Genomic DNA, 21,386 nt, shown 5'->3' with positions numbered 1-21,386 from the left:
GGCCGAGGCGCTGCACGCATTCGTTTTAGATTTCTTCGCGCCACCCGACGTGTTGCTGATGTACAACACATATTGCCATTTTCTTATAGGTGTGTTATGGCGACGGGCTTGTGGCGCATGCTGCGTTAGCAGGCTGCTGAAATACCTCAGGCGAGGGGCGAGCTGTAGATTGCCGACCGCGTAGGAAGTCCTACAAGCCGCTCGCACGAATTGGCCAAGGGTTAGACCGCGCCCGAGAGCGGCTTTCGAGCCCCAGAAACCGGTATTTCAGCAACCTGTTAGGGCGAACGTGGCGAGCCTGGTGGGCGAATCCGGTCTAGTCGGACGTGACGATTAGCGGGACGAAGCCAGTATAGGTCGAGGAGGTGACACGGACGTGCGAGGCGGCAGCGCCTGCGTTGTGCGGCCGGAGGCAGACTGGCGAAAGCCGTCATCCGAGCAATATTGGTTGCACATTTGGGTGGTCTGTATAAGAACTCACGGAAGGGTTACCCCTTCGCCGGTTTTCAAGACCGGTGCATTCAACCACTCTGCCACACCTCCGGAGCCGCGCATTGTAACCCGAAACACCGGCACGCCGGCAGTCCCCCAGCCATCTCGATTTGAGCCTCAGGCAGGCTCTTTGAGAAACAGCTCCTGAAGATCGTTGAGAAACCGCTGACCCAGCTCAGTGGGCACGATCTTCTCGTAGTCGCGCAGGATCAGGCCGCGCTTTTCTGCCTCCTGCAGCGCGGGCTCGATCGTCGTGATCGGCAGTCCGGTGCGTTCCAGGAAGCGATGCACCGGGAAGCCCTCTACGAGCCGCAGCGCATTGAGCATGAACTCGAACGGCAGATCGCGCGCGCTCACTTCGTGCTCTTCCTGGATCGGCTTGCCCGCGCGCGCTTCTTCGATGAACGTGGCCGGATGCTTGTAGCGCACTTGCCGCACGATGCGGTTCGGGAACGAGAGCTTCGAGTGCGCGCCCGCACCAATGCCCAGGTAATCGCCGAAACGCCAGTAGTTGAGGTTGTGGCGGCTCTGCCGGCTCGGCTGCGCATAGGCCGACACTTCGTAGCGACCATAGCCGGCCTCGGCCGTGCGCGCGTGAATCCACTCTTGCATGTCGGCCGACAGATCGTCGTCGGGCACTTCGGGCGGGAACTTCGCGAACAGCGTGTTCGGTTCGAGCGTGAGGTGATAGAGCGACAAATGCGGCGGCGCGAACGAAAGCGCCGTTTCGATATCGGCCTGGCATTCGGCCAGCGTCTGCCGTGGCAGCGCGAACATCAGGTCCAGATTGAAATTGTCGAACGTGTTTGCCGCAACCTCCACGGCATGACGCGCCTGCGCGGCGTCGTGAATGCGCCCGAGCGCTTTCAGATGCGCTTCGTTGAAGCTCTGGATGCCCACCGAAAGGCGGTTCACGCCGCTCGCGCGAAACTGCGCGAACTTCGCGGCTTCGAAGGTGCCGGGGTTCGCTTCGAGCGTGATTTCGGCATCGGCGTCGAGCGGCAGCAGCGCGCGCACGTCGGAGAGCAGGCGATCGAGCCCCGCCGCCGAGAGCAAACTGGGCGTGCCTCCGCCGATGAACACCGTGTGCACCTGGCGGCCCCAAACGAGCGGCAACGCCTGCTCGAGGTCGGCGCGCAGCGCGTCGAGGTAGTCGTCTTCGGGAAAGCGCTCGCCTTTCCATTCGTGCGAGTTGAAATCGCAGTAGGGGCATTTGCGCACGCACCACGGGAAATGCACGTAAAGCGATAGCGGCGGCAGCGAAGTCAGGCGGATGCTGCCAGGCATCGTGAACGACTGGATCACGTCGATGCCGGTGCGATGCTGCTGGCTCACGCTAGCTCCTCCAGCCGCGCGAGCAGTTGCCGCAAGGCGATGGCTCGATGGCTCGATGCGTTCTTCAGCGCCGGATCGAGTTCGGCTGCCGTGGCTTCGAGACCCGGAAGGTAGAAGTACGGGTCGTAGCCGAAGCCGTTCTCGCCACGCGGTGCGTCGATCACGACGCCGTGCCAGCGGCCTTCCGCGATCAGCGGTTCCGGATCGTCGGCGTGGCGCACGAGTGCCAGCACGCAGTAGTAGTAGGCGCGGTGATCGGCATGTGGCTTGAGGTTTTCGACTAGCAGTTCGTTGTTTGCTGCGTCGCTCTTCTCGCCGCCTGCAAGCTGCGCGTAGCGCGCCGAATAGACGCCCGGCGCGCCGCGCAATGCGGGCACGCACAGGCCCGAGTCGTCGGCGAGGGCGGGCAGGCCCGTGAGCTTTGCCGCATGGCGTGCCTTGGCGAGCGCGTTCTCGACGAACGTGACGTGCGGTTCTTCGGCTTCGGGCACGTTCAGCGCGCCTTGCGGCACGAGTTCGATGCCCGCGGCGCCCAGCAGCGCCGCGAACTCGCGCAGCTTGCCCGCGTTGTTCGAGGCGAGCACGACGCGCGAAAAGCGCGTGACGTCCGGCGCAGCCGTATCCGGCGAATTAGCCATGCGCGATCTCCAGCGCGGCTTTCTGCTTGTCGATCAGCGAGGCAATGCCGCTTTGCGCGAGATCCAGCAGCGCGTTCAATTCGGCGCGCGAGAACGCTGCGCCCTCGGCGGTGCCTTGCACTTCGACCATCCCGCCGGAGCCCGTCATCACGACGTTCATGTCGGTGTCGCACTGGGAGTCTTCGTCATAGTCGAGGTCGAGCACCGGCACACCTTCGTACATGCCCACGGAAATAGCCGCCACGTAGTCGGTGATCGGCGAACGCTCGATGCGGCCCGTCGCGAGCAGTTTCGTGACGGCGTCATGCGCCGCCACGAACGCGCCCGTGATGCTGGCCGTGCGCGTGCCGCCATCGGCTTGCAGGACGTCGCAGTCGAGATTGATGGTGCGCGCGCCGAGCAATTCGAGGTCGAACACGGCGCGCATCGCACGGCCGATCAGGCGCTGGATTTCCTGGGTGCGGCCAGTCTGCTTGCCGCGCGCGGCTTCGCGATCGCTGCGCGTATGCGTGGCGCGCGGCAGCATGCCGTATTCGGCGGTGAGCCAGCCCTGGCCCTTGTCGCGCAGGAACGGCGGCACGCTTTCGGAGACGCTCGCGGTGCACAGCACCTTGGTGTCGCCGAACTCGACCAGGACCGAACCTTCGGCGTGCTTCGTGTAATGGCGGGTGATGCGGACGTTGCGAAGCTGGTCGGCGGTGCGGCCGGAGGGGCGCTGGATGGATTGGGTCATCGTCGGGCGTGCGCGAGGGCACGAAACAGGAAGGGGAAAGCGCAATTTTACCGCCTTCGCACGGTGGGCGATGGGCGCACACCAGCGGTCGGGCGTGGTGCCTGCTGCGTGCGGCGGCGGCGTTGTCAAAAATGGGATAATAGGGGTTCTCCGCCCCGCGCGTGATTGCCAGCACGACAGCCAGCACGAAACCACGCCGGGCGCATCGATTCCTCTTGTCGTGACCCGCGCTTTTCATGAGGCGCGCGGCCATGGCTTTATCGCGAGACGAACCATGATTTACAGCATGACCGGCTATGCCAGCGCCACGCGCGAACTCGTAGCGGCATCGGGCACGGGCGGCGCCAGTGTTTCCGTCGAACTGCGCACCGTGAATTCGCGGTTTCTCGACCTGAACTTTCGCATGCCCGAAGATGTGCGCGTGTGCGAGCCCACGCTGCGCGAAATGCTGATGACGAAGCTCTCGCGCGGCAAGGTCGATATCCGCATCAACATCCAGCGCAGCGAACAGGCCGCCAGCGCGGGTGCGCTCAACCGCGACGCGCTCGAACAACTCGCAACGCTCGAGCGCGCCGTGCTCGAAGCGTTTCCCGAGTCGGGCCGCCTGCGCACCGGTGAGATCCTGCGCTGGCCGGGCGTACTCGCAGAAAGCGGCGTGGCGCCCGAGGTGCTGCGCGATGCGGTGCTCGGCTGCGGCAAGCAGGCCATCGCCGATTTGATCGATGTGCGTGCGCGCGAAGGCGCGCAACTCGCCAACATGCTGCTCGCGAACGTCACGGAAATGGAGTCGATTGTGGCGAAGATCACGCCGCTCGTCCCGGACTTGATCGTCAAGCATCAGCAGAAGATCGTCGAGCGCTTGCAGGAAGCGCTCGGCATTACCGCGCCGGAAAGCGCGAACGGCAACGGCACAATCGGCAATGTCACGCGCGAGGAAATCTCCGAGCGCATCCGCCAGGAAGTGACGATGTACGGCATCCGCATCGACATCGCCGAAGAGCTCTCGCGCCTCACCGCGCATCTGGGCGAAACGCGTCATGTGATCGAGAAGGGCGGCCGCGTGGGCAAGCGTCTGGACTTCATGATGCAGGAGCTCAATCGCGAAGCGAATACGCTCGGCTCGAAGGCGGCTGCGAAGGAACTCGCCGATGCCTCGATGACGCTCAAGCTTCTCATCGAGCAGATGCGCGAGCAGGTGCAGAACCTCGAATAAACATGGCGCGCCGCGCGTTTATAGACACTCAAGGCAACGCGGCAAAGGTAGCAACTCAACAGCCATTCAGGAAGCAACGAACATGACCGACCAGTCCAGCAGCCATAGCGGCGGCAAGGCCGAAACGAAACCGCGCAATCCGTACGCGGGCGTTTATCCGGGCAATCTTTTCATGGTGGTGGCGCCGTCGGGCGCGGGCAAGTCCACGCTCGTGAACGCACTGCTCGCCGAAGACAGCGCGATCCGTTTGTCGATCTCGTACACCACGCGCGCACCGCGCTCGAAGGAGCGCGACGGCGAGCACTATCACTTCACGACCGTCGACGATTTTCTCTCGCGTCATGCCGAAGACGAATTTCTCGAAAGCGCGGAAGTGCATGGCAACTACTATGCCACGTCGCGCGTGTGGATCGAAGAGCAGATGAAAATCGGCCATGACGTGCTGCTCGAAATCGACTGGCAAGGCGCGCAACAGGTGAAGAAGCGGTTCCGCAATGCAGTGGAAATTTTCATCCTGCCGCCGTCGCTCGACGCGCTTGCCGAGCGCCTGAGAAAGCGTGGCGAAGACGAGCCCAATGTCATCACGCGACGCCTGCTTGCAGCGGGTAGCGAGATGGCGCACGCGAGCGAAGCAGAGTATGTCGTGATCAACGAGAACTTCGATCGTGCGCTGCAGGAGTTGCGCAATATCGTGAGCGCAACGCGTCTGCGCTTCACGTCGCAATACGCGCGGCATACCGAGCTCTTCGTGCAACTCGGTATCCACCAGCCGCAGCCCGGCGCGTCGGGCACATAAGGTAGAATAAGAACCTGCTGAAATGGGAAGGAACCCGACATGGCCCGCATCACCGTCGAAGACTGTCTGAAACAAATTCCGAATCGCTTCGAACTGGCGCTCGCTGCAACGTATCGCGCACGCCAGCTCGCCCAAGGCCACACGCCGAAGATCGAAAGCCGCGACAAGCCTACCGTCGTCGCGCTGCGCGAGATCGCGGCTGGCCAGGTCGGTCTGGAAATGCTGAAGAAGGTGCCCGTCTAACGGCGCGCCGTAGTACTACGCTGTACCTTGCAGTACCCATTCGTCATGTAATTCGCGCCGGGCGTCGCACGTCGGGCACCGCGCACAAATCGTCAACGCCAGACCTGATACGGAGGGGAACATGAGCACCACGCCCTCGCCGGCCACCGAGGTGGACCAGGAAGCCGAGACTGCCAGCCCTGCGCGCAATTACATCGACGCGGTCCTCGAACAGTCGTTTCGTCATCTGTTCGGGCCGACCGCCACACCGGAGCAGCCTCGCAAGCACGGTGTCGTTTCCATCGCCAATCTGACCGCAGCGCTTTCCGGTTACCTCACGCCCGAGGAAATCAAGGAAGTCAAATCGGCGTTTCACTTCAGCGATGAAGCCCACCTCGGGCAATATCGTCAGAGTGGCGAACCCTATATCACCCATCCCGTTGCCGTTGCGGAAATCTGCGCCGGCTGGAAGCTCGACGCCCAGTCGATCCAGGCAGCGCTGCTGCACGATGTGATGGAAGACCAGGGCGTGACCAAGGCCGAGCTCGCCGAGCGTTTCGGTCCGAAGGTCGCGGAACTGGTCGACGGTCTGTCGAAACTCGACAAGATGGAGTTTCGCAATCGCGAGGAAGCGCAGGCCGAGAACTTCCGCAAGATGCTGCTCGCGATGGCGCGCGACGTGCGCGTGATTCTCGTTAAGCTCGCCGACCGCCTGCACAATATGCGCACGCTCGGTGCGGTGCCGCCCGAGAAGCGCCGCCGCGTGGCGCGCGAGACCATCGACATTTACGCGCCCATCGCGCACCGCCTCGGTCTGAACAACACCTATCGCGAGCTGCAGGACCTGAGCTTCGCGAACTTCAATCCGAATCGCTACGCCACGCTCGAGAAAGCGGTGAAGGCCGCGCGCGGCAATCGCCGCGAGGTGGTGAGCAAGATTCTGGAATCGGTGCAGCGCGCGATCGCCGATGCGAAGATCGACGCCGAAGTCACCGGCCGCGAGAAGACCATCTTCAGCATCTACAAGAAGATGCGCGACAAGCAGTTGTCGTTTTCCCAGGTGCTCGACGTGTACGGTTTTCGCGTGGTGGTGGAGTCGCCGCTCGAGTGCTACACCTGCATCGGCGCGCTGCATGCGCTCTACAAGCCGGTGCCGGGCAAGTTCAAGGACTACATCGCCATTCCGAAAGTGAACGGCTACCAGTCCCTGCACACCACGCTGGTGGGCCCGTTTGGCGCGCCCATCGAGTTCCAGGTGCGCACGCGCAAGATGCACGAGGTCGCCGAAGCAGGCGTGGCGGCGCACTGGCTTTACAAGAACGGCAGCGCCGATCTCAACGACGTCCAGAAGCGCGCGCACCAGTGGCTCAAGTCGCTGCTCGATATCCAGAGCGAGGTGGGCGACTCCAGCGAGTTTCTCGAACACGTCAAGATCGACCTGTTCCCGGATGCCGTCTACGTCTTCACGCCGAAGTCGAAGATCATGGCGCTGCCGCGCGGCGCCACGGCGCTCGACTTCGCGTATTCGATCCACAGCGACCTGGGCAACCAGTGCGTCGCCGTGAAGATCAACAACGAACTGCTGCCGCTGCGCACGGAATTGAAGAGCGGCGACATCGTCGAGGTGATCACCGCACCCTATTCGAAGCCGAATCCCGCATGGCTCGGTTTCGTGCGCACCGGCAAGGCGCGCTCGGCCATTCGTCACTATCTGAAGACGATGCGGCTCACGGAGTCGGTGCAGCTTGGCGAGCGTCTCGTCGATCAGGCGCTCAAGGGCTATGGCTACCAGCTCGCCGATGTCACGCCGGAAGTGTGGGAAAGGCTGGTCCTGTGGACCGGCAACAAGAATCGCCAGGAGATCTTCGCGGACATCGGCCTCGGCCGGCGCGTGGCGGCGGTCATGGCCAAGCGCATCGAAGTGCTGATCAGCGGCCAGGACGCCGACGACGACGATCACCAGCATCCGCAGCGCGACGCCAGTGCTCCGCAGGCGCCGCCCGTGGTCATCACCGGCACCGAGGGCATGTCGGTGCAGCTTTCGGCTTGTTGCCGCCCGATTCCGGGCGATGACATCATGGGCTATATCGGCATCGGCCTCGGCATGGCGATTCACACCACCGATTGCCGCGTGGCGCAGCGCATTCACCGGCGCGATCCGGGCCGCTGGATCGACGTGGCGTGGGCGCCGCAGCCGGGCCGTCTGTTCGATGTCGCCGTGAAGGTGCTCGTGAAGAACACGAAGGGCGTATTCGCACGCGTGGCCGCCGACATCACGTCCGCCGACGCCAATATCGTGCATATCGCCATGGACGACGATCTCGCGCAGGAGTCGAACTTGCTGCGTTTCGTGATCCAGGTGAGCGATCGCGTGCATCTCGCGAACGTCATGCGCCGCGTGCGCACGAATCCGGACGTCATGCGCATCACGCGCGAGCGTCCCAGCGATGAAGGGCACCATCGCCACGAGGGTGGCATGCGCATCGAGCGCGAGCGCGCCGATTATTGACGGCGCTGGCGGCCCTCGAGCGGGTCGCTGCCTGCATCACACCTCGTGCCTGACGCGGCCCGCGCCGCGGGCGCTGTTTCAACCGGAAACGAGGCAAAGCAATGAACGTAGCTGATTTGACTGGCCTCGCGCTCGATTACTGGGTGGCGCGCAGCCTGCCGGACTTCGTGCGGGAGATCTATTTCACGGATAGCGGCGAGACCGTCGCGGTGCGCGGCAGCGACCGAGGCCGGCCATGGGACGGGCGCTTCGAGCCATCCACGTCGTGGGAGGCCGCTGGCGTGGTGCTTGATCGCGCCAGGTGCTTCGAGTTGAGCGAATCGAGCGAACCCCAGACCGATGAGCCGGCGCGCTGCGTGGCGCAGTTCGAGGGCAGTCATCGCAAAGGCAAAGTCGAAGCGCGCGGCGCCACGACGCGTGAGGCCCTGCTGCGCGCATTCGTGAAGAGCCGTTTTGGCGACACGGTGGAGGAGGTGCTGCGACGGCCACAGGCTATGCTGGGCACGGGTATGGCGCCAGTGGGGGCGCCGAGTGCGATTGGCGACGTGGAGGACTTGCCGCGCCCGGATGCGCAGATAGGCGATATTGGCACGGCCCCGCGCTGAACGAACGCCGTAAAGGCACCTAAAGGCAAAGGGCAACGCGCAAAAACAAAGGGCCTTCCTGAATCAGGAAGGCCCTTCGAGAGGTGGCGCGGCTGGCAGGATTCGAACCCACGACCCCTTGGTTCGTAGCCAAGTACTCTATCCAACTGAGCTACAGCCGCACGCTAAAAACGATACTACTTACTGCAGTGTACTGCTTGAGATTTGCACCGGTCAGACTTGGACAAACTCGGAAAAAGTGGCGCGGCTGGCAGGATTCGAACCCACGACCCCTTGGTTCGTAGCCAAGTACTCTATCCAACTGAGCTACAGCCGCACGCAGAAGTGAGATTATAGCAACCTTTTCAAAAAAGGGAAGGCCCTTATCGCGATTTGTCAGTGGGCGCGCTTCGTGTAACCTGAGAGGAAGGGCGCAGGTCCGAAGTGGGGTCCTCGTTTAAGTTCGCGGTTGGGCCCGAAGCCGCTAGCAACGTGTAGTGAACCGAACCATCATGAACAAGGCATTTGTCAAAGAATCGACTGACAACGACGACGATCTCGAAGCCGGCCATCCCGAAATTCCTGCCGGGACCAAGAACTACATCACGCCCGCCGGCTATGAGCGCATGCGCAGCGAACTGCTGCATCTAATCGACGAGGCACGGCCCGAAGTGGTCAAGCTCGTGTCGTGGGCCGCTTCGAACGGCGACCGCTCCGAGAATGGCGATTACATCTACGGCAAGCGCAGGCTGCGCGAAATCGACCGGCGCATTCGCTTTTTGACAAAGCGGCTTGATCTGGCCGAGGTCGTGGACAGCAGCCGCCAGGAAAGCGTGGATCAGGTGTTCTTTGGTGCGACCGTCGATTACGGCACCGAGGATGGCGAATCTCATACGGTCACGATCGTGGGCATCGACGAGGTCAATCTCGACCATGGCCACGTGAGCTGGGTTTCGCCGATTGCGCGCGCGCTCCTGAAGGCGCGGATTGGCGACCAGGTGACGCTGCACACACCTGCCGGGCCTGAGCCGGTCGACGTGCTGGACGTGCGCTATCCCGCGCCGGGATCGTAAAGCCTCGCGCAGAAATGAAAAAAGGCGCCGCAAGCGGCGCCTTTTTAGCTGCACAGCAGGCCGGTGAGGCCCGCGCGGTGCTGCTTAGAAGCGGTGACGCATACCAACCGTCACAGCGACCTGGTCTTGACGGGTCGAAGCCGAACCCACACCGTTCAGGTAAGCGCCGATACCTTCCTGGTTCGACGACACGTGCTGCCAGTCGCCTTGCAGGTAGACGTCGGTGCGCTTCGACAGTGCGTAGTCCGACTGCAGTGCGACCGTGTTGTAGTTCGGGTTCACGCCGCCGCCGAAGTTCGCGCGGGTGTACGTGTACGCGCCAGCCAGGCTCAGTGCCGGGGTCAGAGCGTAACGGACGTTGCCTTCGAAGTTCTGGAAGCGTGCGCTGTTGCCGCCCATGCCGATGCCGTTCTTCGTACCCGACTGCGTGGGCGAAATGCCAATCGCGTTGCCCAGTTGCGTCTGCGTGTAGACGAAGCCAGCCGTTGCCGGGCCGAACGTGTAGTTCACGCCGCCGCCGAACGTGCTCTGACGGCCTGCTGCGAACGTGTATTCACCCGTTTGCGCGCCCGAGTTGCCAACGCCCAGTGCCAGGTTGTTGATGTCGTTGTTCATGTGCAGGTAGCCAGCTGCAACGTTCAGGCCACCCCAGTTGTACGACGCCCCAACGCTGTATGCGCGGTTGTTCGCGAATTCGCTGCTGTTCGAGAACGAGTACGTGCCGCCGAACTTGAAGCCAGCGTAGTTCACGCTCGAGTACTTGATCGTGTTATTCAGACGAACCGAGTTGTTCAGGTTGTCGTTGTCATACGGGTGCGCAGCGATCGTGCCGCCGAATTGCGTGCCGGTATTCGACAGCGGAGCAAGGTAGTCGACCACGGAGTCGTACTGGCGACCGAGGGTGACCGCGCCGAACTGGTCGCTTGCCAGACCGACGAACGCTTGACGACCGAACATGCGGCCCGACTGGCTCGCCGTGCCGTTCATGATGTTGAAGCCGTTTTCCAACGTGAAGATAGCCTTCAGGCCGCCACCGAGGTCCTCAGCACCGCGCAGGCCCCAACGGCTGCCGTTGACCGTGCCGCTCGATGCCTTCCAGAGGCTGTGGCCACCGGAGTTGTTTGCGTAGGTGATGCCGGCGTCGATCAGGCCGTACAGCGTAACGCTGCTTTGCGCGTGCGCAGCCGTTGCAAAAACGCCCGTGAGGGCAGCGACCATGAGAGTCTTTTTCATCTTTGTAAACTCCGAGAACAGAGATGGGTTTCGTTGAACCCTGTTTGGGAAACCGTCCACGCGATGAGCAGCGAGAGGCAATACTCGCGTGGCGCGTTAATCCGTCGAAGTCGGTTTCCGGACAGGCAGAGTGTAGAGAGGGTGTTCGGAAAGGGGGCATTCCGATTCGCGCAATAAAGTATTGCGAAATCTGAAATGATATTAGGGATCGCGTTAAGCCTTGCTGGTTGGGGCTTTCAGCGGGATTCAGGTTGGCGGGAGGGGAGTGTCAACCAAGCGGCGTTGTGCGATCGCTACACCAATTGATCGTGAAAAACAACGCAAATCCGGTCAGTCGCGATTATTGCTACCTGCGTAACAGATGATTGTGTGCTGCAGCGTTAACGACCCCACAGTAGAGTGGCTATACTCTAATGGCTGCTTTTCGAAGCAGCCTTTTTCGTTGACGAAAAAGATCTCCAAACCTTTGTCGGCGCGGCTCATTGCCGCGCTCTTTTTTTGCGCCACTCTCCGAGCGTCATTTTGCATGTGGCCCCGTTGAATCCCTATCTGGTGGGTTCTTCAGTCGGGTCTGACTGCAAGCTCCAGTCTTCCATTACATAGTGCCGGGCGTCCATAGGGGAACACAGCAGGTTGTGCCAATGGTCGCCGTGCCACGAACCGTACGTCTCGAACTCGCCCGTCGCCCCGTTTTCCGGATCGGCGCCGTCGATCTGTACGAGCCAATGAAACCACCGATGCAGTACCGTCAGCATGGTCGCCTCCCGTTGCACGCTAACTATACTCATCATGGATTGAATGTATTACTCGAACAACCGGTAAAAACACTTACGTTTGACACGAATTGTTACATCCGAGGTAGCTTTTCCCGATTCGGTGCTGGTCTTCCATTAAGAAGTAAAAGGTCAGTGCTCAAGGTAATTCATTTCTTATGCATATATATCTGCAGGCTTTTTGATGCTTGCTGGTTTATCGCTGAAATGGAATTGCTGTTATAAAAAATTCGCTTGACGGTCGATTGACGTTCCCCGTATAACGACCATTCTGAATTTCCTTTCAGCTTCAAATCCATTGCGGAATGCAGAGAGGCGAGTCAGTTGACGTTCGGCGCGTGGATATTGTCCGCGTCATTTTATTTTTAGGGAAACTGAAAGATGGAAACCGGTATTGTCAAATGGTTCAATGATGCGAAGGGCTTTGGCTTCATCACGTCCGACGCCGGCGGCGACGACCTGTTCGCACACTTCTCGGAGATCCGTGCGGACGGCTTCAAGTCGCTGAAGGAGAACCAGCGCGTCTCCTTTGAAGTCAAGGTCGGCCCGAAGGGCAAGCAGGCGGCAAACATCCAGCCTCTGTAAGCGCGGCACGCGAGCGGGACTGCGCGCCTGCTCCCCGCGACAGACAGCCCTGGTGCTCCCGGGGCTTTTTTATTTTTGGCGGGTAAAGAGCGCGCAATAAATAGCGTGTGCTTTATGGTGCTCATGAATTTCGCGGGAAAACCCCAATTCAAAAATTCCGCCAACAGTTGAATTAACGCATGCCGCCGCGCCGTAAACTCCCTGCGCGCTTTGCCTAAACAGTGCATACTTGGGCGATTTTCCCATCTCGTCCTGCTGCTTCACCATGTCCGACACCCTTTTGAGCGCCGATCTCCCGTCTGGCAATGTCCCGCTGGTTTTCGTGGATCTTGAAACGACAGGCGGTTCGGTGGGAGAACACCGCATCACCGAAATCGGGGTCGTTGAGGTGAGGGATGGGCAGATCACGCGATGGAGTTCGCTGGTCGATCCCCAGCAAGCGATCCCCCCCTTTATTCAGCAGCTTACTGGCATCACGGACGCCATGGTCCGCGGAGCGCCGACGTTCGCCGAACTTGCGCCCGCGCTGTTCGAGCGGCTCTCAGGCCGGCTTTTTGTCGCGCACAACGCGAGTTTCGATCGTGGCTTTCTGCGTGCGGAGTTCGAGCGCGCCGGCTTTACGTTCAATCCTGATGTGCTGTGTACTGTGCGCCTGTCGCGTGCGCTGTTTCCGGCCGAGAAGCGCCACGGCCTCGATGCGCTAGTGGAGCGCCATGCGCTCGTGCCGGCCGACCGCCATCGCGCGCTCGCCGACGCCGATCTGCTCTGGCAGTTCTGGCAGCGGTTGCCGGGGCTCGTGCCCGCTGAGATGCTCGCTGCCCAGGTGGAGCGGCTGACGCGCCGGCATCGTCTCGCGGGCGATATCACCGACGATCTCCTCGATACTGCGCCGGCGGGCCATGGCGTCTACGCATTTTTTGGCGACAACGACGTGCCGCTTTATGTCGGCCGCAGTGTTCGTGTGCGGCAGCGCGTGCGCTCGCATTTGTCGGGCGAACGGCGCTCGGCGCGCGAGCAGCGCATGGCTCAGCAGATCCGTCGGGTGGAATGGCACGCGACTGGCGGGGAACTGGGCGCGCTCTTTGTCGAAGCGCGATGGATCGCACAGTTGCGGCCGTCGTTCAACCGCATGCCGCGTATCTCGAAGCAAGATCCGGAGGGGGTGCCCTGGCCGTTCGACGGTGCCGTGCTGATCGAGGAGCGCGATGCCACGCATGGCCAGCCCGTTTTGCAGGTCATCGATCGCTGGTGCTATCTTGGTGCGGTGGCGAGCGCGACGCAGGCGACAAGTCTCGTGGCGACGTCGGCCGCTGCCGATGCGCCATTCGAACTTTCGACGTGGCGTATTTTGCAGAGCCGTCTCGAGAAGGGCCTGCGCGTGTTGCCTTTGCAGGACTCGGTGGCCGATCGGATGACGAACGCAGTCTGAGTGGCTTGAGCGCGGGCGTCGGAAGCCTTAAGCCATGCCGCCTATGCCACCGCTCTCGCAGACATGGCCGAGCGCCCGTGTCATGGCTGCGGCGCGCGTAGAGTCGTAACGCGTCAATTCCTTCCAGTGTGCGACTGCGCGCGCGACGCGCGCAGGGCAGTCGTCCGCGGCGTGTGTGGGTTGCATGCGCGCGAGCGCGCCGATGAGCTGCGCCGTAAGGCGATCGAGTTGCGGACGTGTGACGGTCGCGAGATCCGGTGCCGGACCGGCGGGCGCTTGCGACGATTGCCAGCTCGTGAAAAGTGCTTGCTGTACCTGCGTGCTTGCATCGATCTGGTCGCGGAAGAACGCGCGGGCGAACGCCGGATCGACGCCTGCGGCCGCAGCGCGTTTCTGGACGTCAGCAATCAGCGCGTTCTCGCGCGGCGTATCCGTGATCGGCTTATGGTTGAGCCATTTCCAGTGTGCGACGGGCTCGGCCAGCGAGAGGCGCTGCGAGACGAGCGCGACGAGGTTGGTGAGCGCCGTATCGTCGCCGTCGGCGCGTGCCGAGGCAGCCGGCAACATGATGAGAACTGCGGCGATACAGGACGCGAATGCGCGAAAAGCGGAGTTCATTGCAAGAGGGCGGTCCGGCCGGACGAAGAGGAAAAAACGAAGGATAGCCGGTTATGAGGCGCCTGTTGGCCGCCGTTGCCGCAAACCGTTTTCAATGCGGCAGAAAATAATCTCGATTGTCGGTGCGATAGCGCACAAACGGCGCGCAATATGGATCACGCGCGCGTTGCATCGAACGCGCGCGTCAAGCGAGTCGAGGCTCGCGGTTTTGCGCCCAAGCAACCACGCGCACCATCATTTCGATGGTGCGATCGAGAGTGCGCAAAAACCCGCGGCAATGCCTGCACCGGCCCGCCGTTTGCTTTGCACGTCTAGCGCCAATGCGCTGCCCCGTCACTTCTGTTCGTGTGCCTTGCGTTGCTCGTCGAGAAATGCGCGCACATGAGCGGGCAATTCATCGCCGAGAAACTCAACGGCCACCGGTTCCGGATCCGGGCTGAATACTTGGTCCGGGGTCGGAATCCTTGGTGGTTTGGCGTCCATGATCTTTCTCCTATGTGAGGCAATTATCTGGCTCCGCCCTTCAATCGCGCTAGTGCCAGCCAACGCAAAGGAGCTTTTCCGGCGTGCGTGTTGCTTTATTCGCACATCGGGACAACTTATTAACTACTCAGGAATATAATTATTCGGATACGCGCCCTTGCGTGATCATTCCCTGAACTCCCCTGGCCCCGGCTGTACAAGCGACGGCGTTTTGCCATGGGAGAGCGGCAAGCATTCGTGTGCGTTGCCGCCCCCTTGTATCCGTGTGTTCGATCGAGTCCGTTTCCTGTCTATATCGGCTGATTATCGGCCGAGCTTGACCCCTGAGCGTTAAACAGAATTAAAACGGTGTAAGCGTTCGTTTCTGGCGAGTGCATCCGGTCTCATTGGTATTTTTGCGGCTTGGGTTATTGTCAAAATTCACCGTTACCAGGGTCGCTGGCGTGCCGTCAGGATTGCACCGGCGCCGGAACCTGTTTTACGTGGGCGTGGTTCGGCGGCGCAGCGCGAACGTTTCTGCGCGAGAAACGAGGGATTGCCTGAGATACGCCGGGGTTTTCAGCATCGTCTGATTCGACCCTCGGACGACCTCCGCTATCTTCAAAACCATGACCCATCAAAACCGCCCCGAGCCGGCTCATGTTGCGGCCGACGCATCGGGCCAGCAAGCAGCGCTTGCGCTTGCCGATCACCATTTCGACAACGGCCGAACGGCCGACGCACTGCGCGCCTATCAGGACGTGCTCGCTGTGCAACCGCGCCATGTGCATGCATTGCATCGCACCGCCCTCGCGCATTTTCGAGGTGATGAGCGCTCGCTCGCGCGCGACTTTCTCGAGCGCGCCTTGAACGTCGCGCCGGAACGCGCCGAGTTGTGGGAGCATCGCGGGTTGATCGCCGCGCTGGCGGGCGAGCATGTCATGGCCGAGGCCTGTTATCACCGGGCCATTGCCCTAAGCGGCGGCGCAGCCAGTCTGCATCGCAACCTGGGCGACGTGCTGAAACTTGCCGGGCGTCGGGGCGAGGCGTGCGCGCATTATGAAAAGGCGCTTGGATTCGATCCGGCGCTTCATCATGCCGTGCAGCGTCTCGGCACGCTGAGTCTCGAAGACGGCCGCCGCGAAGAGGCCGTGAACTATCTGCGCCGCGCCTGGACGCTGGGCGCCGCACGTCTTGTCGATGGCATCGCATTGATCAACGTGCTGTCGCAACTTGGGCACATCGAAGAAGCGGATGCCCAGATCGCGCTCATGCGCACGACCTTCGCGGCGGATCCTCGTGCGCTCGACGCGCTCGCATTCTGTCTGAACGAACTGCATCGCTACGAAAAAGCCCGCGAAGTGGCCATGCAGGGGCTGGCGGTGGACGCCGGGAGTGCCGGTTTGCATCACAACGCCGCTTACGCATCGAACATGCTTGGCGATCATGTGCGCATGCGGCAGCACAGCTTTGAGGCTGCGCGCCTGAAGCCCGACGACGCCCATCTGCAATTCAATGTTGCGGTGTCGCTGCTGCGCGATGGCGAGTTCGAGGACGGTTGGCGGCACTACCGTTGGCACGAGCGTCTGCCGCAGAACAGCACGCTGGCGCAGCCCGGCTTTCCGCAGTGGTCCGGCGAGCCTGTAGCCGGACAACGCTTTCTGCTGCTCGGCGAGCAGGGGCTCGGCGATCAGATCCAGTCTCTGCGCTACGCCGACTGGTTGCAGTGTCAGGGTGCGGCGGTCGATGTCTGGGTCGGCGAGGCGCTGGCCGGTGTGGCCGCGTGCGCGAGCGGGGTAGTCCGGGTCTGGACTACGCTGCCGCCTGGTCCCTACGACTATTGGTGTCGCATGTTTCGTTTTCCTGATCATATGCGGCTGGCAACGAGCATGTTGCCGCTTGCGATGCCGTACCTCGGCGCGCCTTCCCAGGTCATTGAGCGTTGGCGCGAGCGGATCGTCGGCTTGACAGGTGCGAACTCGCGCAAGCGCTGCGTGGGTCTGGTGTGGGCCGGCAATCCCGATTACGAATTCGACCGCTATCGCTCCATTGCCTTGAGCGCGTTGCATCCGCTGCTCGCGCGCAGCGAAGTGGCGTGGTTTGCGCTGCAAAAGGGCGCTGCGCAAACCGACATCGAGACCTTGCCGTCCGGCATCGATATGACGCCGCTTGGACCTGAGATCGCGAACTTCACCGACACGCTGGCGATCGTGCAGTCGCTCGACCTCGTGATTACCGTGGATACGTCGGTTGCGCACCTCGCGGGGGCGGCGGGCGTGCCAGTGTGGATCTTGCTGCCGACCTGCACCGACTGGCGCTGGATGACGGGCCGCAGCGATACGCCCTGGTATCCATCGGCGCGGCTTTTCAGACAGCGTGAACTGGGGCGCTGGGATGATGTGATCGAGGAGGTGGGCGAGGCACTAGATGAGGTGCGACTGCCGTAGTGCAGTAGAAGAGGGCGGCGGCGCAAAACAAAAAGCCCAGCCGGTTAAGGCTGGGCTTTTTGTTTGAAGCTTTTGGTGCCGGAAAGAGGAATCGAACCCCCGACCTTCGCATTACGAATGCGCTGCTCTACCGTCTGAGCTATTCCGGCCGCACATCAAAGAAGGAAGATTATAGGAGGGAATCTCGGGCTATGCAAGCCCTTTTCCCCAACCTTTTTATTTCTTCGCTTCCTGATGGTATCGGGTCACGCGCTCGACCTCGTTTTTCGAGCCGAGGAACACGGCCACGCGCTCGTGCAGGCTCTTCGGCTGAATGTCGAGGATGCGCTGCGCGCCGTTGGTCGCCATGCCGCCCGCCTGCTCGACGATGAACGACATCGGGTTCGCTTCGTACATCAGGCGCAGCTTGCCGGGCTTCGAGGGATCGCGGCGGTCGGCCGGATACATGAAGATGCCGCCGCGGCTCAGGATACGGTGCACGTCGGCGACCATCGAGGCGATCCAGCGCATGTTGAAGTTCTCGCCGCGCGGACCGTCCTTGCCCGCGTTCAACTCGCCAACGTACTGCTGCACCGGCTCATACCAGTGGCGCGCGTTAGATGCGTTGATCGCGTATTCGCGCGTGTCCTCGGGAATGCGCATGTTGCTCTGCGTGAGCACCCACGAGCCGAGTTCGCGGTCAAGCGTGAAGCAGTTCACGCCATTGCCGGTCGTGAGCACGAGCACGGTTTGCGGGCCGTAGACGGCGTAGCCCGCCGCGACTTGCTGCACGCCGGGCTGCAGGAACGAGGCTTCGGTGGCCTGTTGGCCGTCCGGGCAGCGCAGCACCGAGAAGATCGTGCCGATCGAGACGTTCACGTCGATGTTCGACGAGCCGTCGAGCGGGTCGAACACGAGCAGATATTCGCCCTTCGGATAATTGGCCGGGATCGGGAAGAAGGTTTCCATTTCCTCGGACGCCATGGCCGCGAGGTTGCCGCCCCATTCGTTGGCGTCGAGCAGGATTTCGTTCGACAAAATGTCGAGGTTCTTCTGCACTTCGCCCTGAACATTTTCGCTGCCTGCGGTGCCGAGCGCGTCGCCGAGGGCGCCCTTGCTGACGTTGTAGCTGATCGCCTTGCACGCGCGCGCGACAACTTCGATCAGCAGACGCAGATCGGCCGGCAGGTTGCGATGCTCGCGCTGCTGCTCGATCAGGTATTTCGTGAGGGTGGTACGACGGTGCAAAGCCATTGCAGGACTCCAGATGCGCTTGGGAATAGCGCAATTCTACCTGCTGGACGAGGCTCGGCCCGTTTGGTCAATCCTGAAAATAAGCGCGATCGGCTCGGGGCACGCGTCGGACGGAAATTCGGCCGGGAAATCGAGCGGAAAAATAATGCAGAAAAAATGCGCACAAAAATGCCGGCCGCGAGGGCCGGCAGCGTGCATGACCGGTGTGAGGACGAGGCTGTGCGCGGCGCTGTGCAACGGCGCCGCGCGCGAGGCCTACGCCAGCGCCTTTTCCACGATCTCACGGACGTCGCGCGATTTCGCCTGCGTGGCGACCTGTTCGAGCGCGGCGCGCATCGCGTCGCGCAGCGCCGGGGTGAAGCGGCGCCACAGTTCGAGATTGCGTGCGAGGCGTGCGGCAACCTGTGGGTTGATGGCGTCGAGCGCGAGGACTTGTTCGGCCCAGAACGCGTAGCCCGAGCCGTCCGCCGCGTGGAACTGAGCGGGATTCGCCGCGCAGAAGCTGAAGATCAGCGAGCGTGCGCGGTTCGGATTCTTCAGATTGAAGGCCGGGTGGCGCATCAGCGCACGCACGGTCTCGATCGTCGGGCGCTGGGCCGTGCCGCGTTGCGTCGCCTGCAGGGAGAACCACTTGTCGATGACGAGCGGTTCCTTCTCGAAGCGTGCGTAGAAGTCCTCGAGCGCCTGCTTCGCCTGGTCGCCGCCTGTGCCTGCCGCCGCGTTCATCAGCGCCGACAGCGCGGCTGCGCGGTCGGTCATGTTGTTCGCGGCGTGGATTTGCGCGGTGGCGAGTCGCACGGCGTCGGCGGGGTCGTCGAGTTCCGAGAGATACGAAAGCGCGAGATTCTTCAGGCCCCGGTGGCCAGCGGCTTCCGGCGTGGGCTCATAGGCGCCCGGCGTGAGGTTGGCTTCGTAGGCCGCAAGCCATGCGTTCTTGAGCGCCGCGGCCAGGCCCTTGCGCACGAACTGGCGCGCGGCGTGCACGGCGGCGGGATTCGACTCCGCCATCTGCTCCGCGAGATAGGTCTCCGAGGGCAGCATCAGCACGAGTTCGCGGAACGACGGCGACAGCGAAGCGTCGTTGAGCACGCGGCCAAACGCGTCGATGAGCGCATCGTTCATCGCGAGCGGCTGACGCGTGGCGGCGCGTGCGGCCAGCGCGAGCAACTCGCGCGTGGCAAGGCGCTGGCCCGCTTCCCAGCGGTTGAACGGATCGCTGTCGTGCGCGAGCAGGAACGCGAGTTCGTCGTTGCCATAGTCGTATTCCACGATCACCGGCGCCGAGAAGTTGCGCAGCAGCGAGGGCAGGGGCTTGTGGGCGATGTCGACGAAGGTGAAGGTCTGCTGCGCCTCGGTGAGTTCGAGTACGCGCGTCGTGCTTGCTGTCATGCTGGAGCTGGATTCGCCTTCGAGCTTGAGCGGCAGGTCGGCGCCATCGGGGCCGATCAGGCCGATCGCGAACGGGATCAGGAGCGGTCCCTTCTGCGTGTCGCGCGCGGCCGGCGAGCCGTTCGCATAGCCCTGCGCGAGCGTGACGCTATAGCGCTTCGCGGCTTCGTCGTAACGCGTCGTGACCGTGACGCGCGGCGTGCCCGCCTGGCTGTACCAGCGCTCGAACTGCGCGAGGTCGCGGCCATTGGCGTCGGCCATGGCGCGGCGGAAGTCGTCGCAGGTCACCGCCTGGCCGTCGTGGCGCTGGAAGTAGAGGTCCATGCCCTTGCGAAAGCCGTCGCGGCCGAACAGCGTCTGATACATCCGCACGACTTCCGCGCCTTTCTCGTAGACCGTCATCGTGTAGAAGTTGTTGATCTCGACGTAGCTTTCAGGACGCACCGGATGCGCCATCGGGCCTGCATCCTCGGCGAACTGCATCTGGCGCAGCACGCGCACGTCCTCGATGCGCTTGGTCGCGCGGGCGGCTTCGTTCTCGTCGCCTCCCGACATTGCCGCCGAGAATTCCTGGTCGCGGAACACAGTGAGGCCTTCCTTGAGGCTCAGCTGGAACCAGTCGCGGCAGGTCACGCGGTTGCCGGTCCAGTTGTGGAAGTATTCGTGGCCGACCACGGCCTCGATGTTGGCGAAATCGACGTCGGTGGCCGTTTCCGGATTCGCCAGCACGTACTTCGTATTGAAGATGTTGAGCCCCTTGTTCTCCATCGCGCCCATGTTGAAGTCGCTCACGGCGACGATCATGAAGCGGTCGAGATCCAGTTCGAGGCCGAAGCGCCGCTCGTCCCAGCGGATCGAGTGGATCAGCGAGTCCATCGCATGGCGCGTCTTGTCGAGATCGTGCGGCTCGACCCACACCTGCAGCAGCTTCTCCTTGCCCGAGCCGGTCTTGATGCGCTCTTCGAGCGCCACGAGCTTGCCGGCCACCAGCGCGAACAGGTAGCTCGGCTTGCGGAACGGGTCTTCCCACTTCGCATAATGGCGGCCGTCGGGCAGTTCGCCTGCTTCGATGAGATTGCCGTTCGAGAGCAGCACCGGGCACGCGGTCTTGTCGGCGCGCAGCGTGACGGTGTAGGTCGACATGACATCGGGGCGGTCGAGGAACCAGGTGATGCGGCGAAAGCCTTCAGCTTCGCATTGCGTGAAGAAGTTGCCGCTCGATACGTAGAGCCCCGAGAGCGTGGTGTTGGCTTCCGGGTCGTTGGCGCCCGTGAGCGTGAGCGTGAACGCGTCGGGCACGTTCTCGATCGTCAGGCCATGTTCGTGCGCACGCACGTTTTCGCAGGCATTGCCGTCGATTTGCGCGCCGATGAATTCGAGCTGTTCACCCATCAATTCGAGGTGCGGCGCGGACTTGGCAGCGGGATTGCGGCGCACGCGCAGCGTGCTCTTGACGACGGTGTGTCCGGGCGCGAGGTCGAATTCGAGGTCGACGGTGTCGATCAGGAAGGCGGGCGGCGCGTAGTCTTCGCGGCGGATCACAGTAGGCGTGGCGGTATCGGACATGGTCTCGTGCGGGGAAGCTTCGGGTCGGATAGCGGTATAGGGAGGCCGCGCCTTGC

The 21,386-nt window shown here is 62.4% G+C and carries 19 protein-coding genes and 4 tRNA genes; 9 read left to right on the top strand and 14 right to left on the bottom strand.

Translation table 11 applies throughout. The features are described 5' to 3' along the window. Positions 1-360: 360 nt before the first annotated feature. The 4 genes from P5W99_RS10900 to rph form a co-directional block, all read right to left on the bottom strand. Positions 361-543, bottom strand: a tRNA-Ser gene (locus P5W99_RS10900). 66 nt (positions 544-609) lie between these two features. After that, the gene (hemW, locus tag P5W99_RS10895) at positions 610-1,779 is read right to left on the bottom strand and encodes a radical SAM family heme chaperone HemW (RefSeq protein ID WP_421025251.1); all 1,170 of its coding nucleotides are present in this window, start codon (positions 1,777-1,779) and stop codon (positions 610-612) included. 44 nt (positions 1,780-1,823) lie between these two features. Further along, on the bottom strand, positions 1,824-2,465 hold the full coding sequence (rdgB, locus tag P5W99_RS10890) for an RdgB/HAM1 family non-canonical purine NTP pyrophosphatase (RefSeq protein WP_421024492.1): 642 nt from the start codon (positions 2,463-2,465) through the stop codon (positions 1,824-1,826). Continuing rightward, the gene (rph, locus tag P5W99_RS10885; RefSeq protein WP_421024491.1) at positions 2,458-3,198 is read right to left on the bottom strand and encodes a ribonuclease PH; all 741 of its coding nucleotides are present in this window, start codon (positions 3,196-3,198) and stop codon (positions 2,458-2,460) included. The genes rdgB and rph overlap by 8 nt, the downstream gene beginning before the upstream one ends. Before the next feature lie 274 nt (positions 3,199-3,472). On the opposite strand from rph, the gene P5W99_RS10880 reads away from it, so the two are divergent. From P5W99_RS10880 to P5W99_RS10860, 5 genes are all read left to right on the top strand, one after another. After that, entirely contained in the window at positions 3,473-4,411 is a 939-nt protein-coding gene (locus P5W99_RS10880) for a YicC/YloC family endoribonuclease (RefSeq protein WP_434660704.1), read from the top strand. Between the two features lie 82 nt (positions 4,412-4,493). Continuing rightward, a complete protein-coding gene (gene gmk, locus P5W99_RS10875) occupies positions 4,494-5,207 on the top strand; it encodes a guanylate kinase (protein WP_421024490.1) in 714 nt (237 codons plus the stop codon). A 39-nt stretch (positions 5,208-5,246) separates the two neighbouring features. Next, positions 5,247-5,450: a DNA-directed RNA polymerase subunit omega gene (gene rpoZ / locus P5W99_RS10870; protein WP_006400783.1), complete on the top strand. Its 204-nt coding sequence runs from the start codon at positions 5,247-5,249 to the stop codon at positions 5,448-5,450. 121 nt (positions 5,451-5,571) lie between these two features. Further along, entirely contained in the window at positions 5,572-7,938 is a 2,367-nt protein-coding gene (locus tag P5W99_RS10865) for a RelA/SpoT family protein (RefSeq protein WP_421024489.1), read from the top strand. A 101-nt stretch (positions 7,939-8,039) separates the two neighbouring features. Beyond that, on the top strand, positions 8,040-8,543 hold the full coding sequence (locus tag P5W99_RS10860) for a phage protein NinX family protein (RefSeq protein WP_421024488.1): 504 nt from the start codon (positions 8,040-8,042) through the stop codon (positions 8,541-8,543). A gap of 84 nt (positions 8,544-8,627) precedes the next feature. On the opposite strand, the gene P5W99_RS10855 is transcribed toward P5W99_RS10860, so the two are convergent. Together P5W99_RS10855 and P5W99_RS10850 are read right to left on the bottom strand one after the other, a co-directional pair. Then, positions 8,628-8,704, bottom strand: a tRNA-Arg gene (locus P5W99_RS10855). 78 nt (positions 8,705-8,782) lie between these two features. Continuing rightward, positions 8,783-8,859 (bottom strand) — tRNA-Arg (locus P5W99_RS10850). Positions 8,860-9,034: 175 nt separating this feature from the next. Here P5W99_RS10850 and greB point away from each other — a divergent pair. After that, complete coding sequence (gene greB, locus P5W99_RS10845) at positions 9,035-9,595, top strand: transcription elongation factor GreB (RefSeq protein WP_421043274.1); 561 nt, start codon at positions 9,035-9,037, stop codon at positions 9,593-9,595. Positions 9,596-9,679: 84 nt separating this feature from the next. Here greB and P5W99_RS10840 read toward each other — a convergent pair whose 3' ends face one another. Beyond that, on the bottom strand, positions 9,680-10,828 hold the full coding sequence (locus P5W99_RS10840; RefSeq protein ID WP_434660694.1) for a porin: 1,149 nt from the start codon (positions 10,826-10,828) through the stop codon (positions 9,680-9,682). 545 nt (positions 10,829-11,373) lie between these two features. Beyond that, the gene (locus P5W99_RS10835) at positions 11,374-11,583 is read right to left on the bottom strand and encodes a hypothetical protein (RefSeq protein ID WP_434660692.1); all 210 of its coding nucleotides are present in this window, start codon (positions 11,581-11,583) and stop codon (positions 11,374-11,376) included. A 399-nt stretch (positions 11,584-11,982) separates the two neighbouring features. Between P5W99_RS10835 and P5W99_RS10830 the strand changes: the two genes are divergently transcribed. Beyond that, entirely contained in the window at positions 11,983-12,186 is a 204-nt protein-coding gene (locus P5W99_RS10830) for a cold-shock protein (RefSeq protein ID WP_035522383.1), read from the top strand. Positions 12,187-12,255: 69 nt separating this feature from the next. On the opposite strand, the gene P5W99_RS10825 is transcribed toward P5W99_RS10830, so the two are convergent. After that, complete coding sequence (locus P5W99_RS10825; RefSeq protein ID WP_434660690.1) at positions 12,256-12,453, bottom strand: hypothetical protein; 198 nt, start codon at positions 12,451-12,453, stop codon at positions 12,256-12,258. Between P5W99_RS10825 and P5W99_RS10820 the strand changes: the two genes are divergently transcribed. After that, a complete protein-coding gene (locus P5W99_RS10820; protein ID WP_434660688.1) occupies positions 12,452-13,615 on the top strand; it encodes an exonuclease domain-containing protein in 1,164 nt (387 codons plus the stop codon). The two genes, P5W99_RS10825 and P5W99_RS10820, sit on opposite strands and share 2 nt — an antisense overlap. 27 nt (positions 13,616-13,642) lie before the next feature. Here P5W99_RS10820 and P5W99_RS10815 read toward each other — a convergent pair whose 3' ends face one another. Both P5W99_RS10815 and P5W99_RS10810 read right to left on the bottom strand, forming a co-directional pair. Then, positions 13,643-14,233 (bottom strand): chorismate mutase, encoded by a 591-nt coding sequence (locus P5W99_RS10815; protein WP_434660687.1) that lies wholly within the window; start codon positions 14,231-14,233, stop codon positions 13,643-13,645. Between the two features lie 333 nt (positions 14,234-14,566). Further along, positions 14,567-14,716 (bottom strand): hypothetical protein, encoded by a 150-nt coding sequence (locus P5W99_RS10810; RefSeq protein ID WP_027795377.1) that lies wholly within the window; start codon positions 14,714-14,716, stop codon positions 14,567-14,569. Positions 14,717-15,324: 608 nt separating this feature from the next. Between P5W99_RS10810 and P5W99_RS10805 the strand changes: the two genes are divergently transcribed. Beyond that, the gene (locus P5W99_RS10805; protein ID WP_434660685.1) at positions 15,325-17,142 is read left to right on the top strand and encodes a hypothetical protein; all 1,818 of its coding nucleotides are present in this window, start codon (positions 15,325-15,327) and stop codon (positions 17,140-17,142) included. Between the two features lie 73 nt (positions 17,143-17,215). Here the strand turns inward: P5W99_RS10805 and P5W99_RS10800 are convergent. The 3 genes from P5W99_RS10800 to pepN form a co-directional block, all read right to left on the bottom strand. Next, positions 17,216-17,291, bottom strand: a tRNA-Thr gene (locus tag P5W99_RS10800). Positions 17,292-17,358: 67 nt separating this feature from the next. Beyond that, the gene (locus P5W99_RS10795; protein WP_421024480.1) at positions 17,359-18,375 is read right to left on the bottom strand and encodes a class 1 fructose-bisphosphatase; all 1,017 of its coding nucleotides are present in this window, start codon (positions 18,373-18,375) and stop codon (positions 17,359-17,361) included. A 255-nt stretch (positions 18,376-18,630) separates the two neighbouring features. Continuing rightward, the gene (gene pepN, locus P5W99_RS10790) at positions 18,631-21,330 is read right to left on the bottom strand and encodes an aminopeptidase N (RefSeq protein WP_434660683.1); all 2,700 of its coding nucleotides are present in this window, start codon (positions 21,328-21,330) and stop codon (positions 18,631-18,633) included. Positions 21,331-21,386 lie beyond the last annotated feature (56 nt).

The organism is Paraburkholderia sp. A3BS-1L (assembly GCF_051125215.1).
GTDB lineage: Bacteria > Pseudomonadota > Gammaproteobacteria > Burkholderiales > Burkholderiaceae > Paraburkholderia.
Note: the sequence above shows the minus strand (reverse complement) of the source record. Positions and strands in the feature narration are given on the sequence as shown.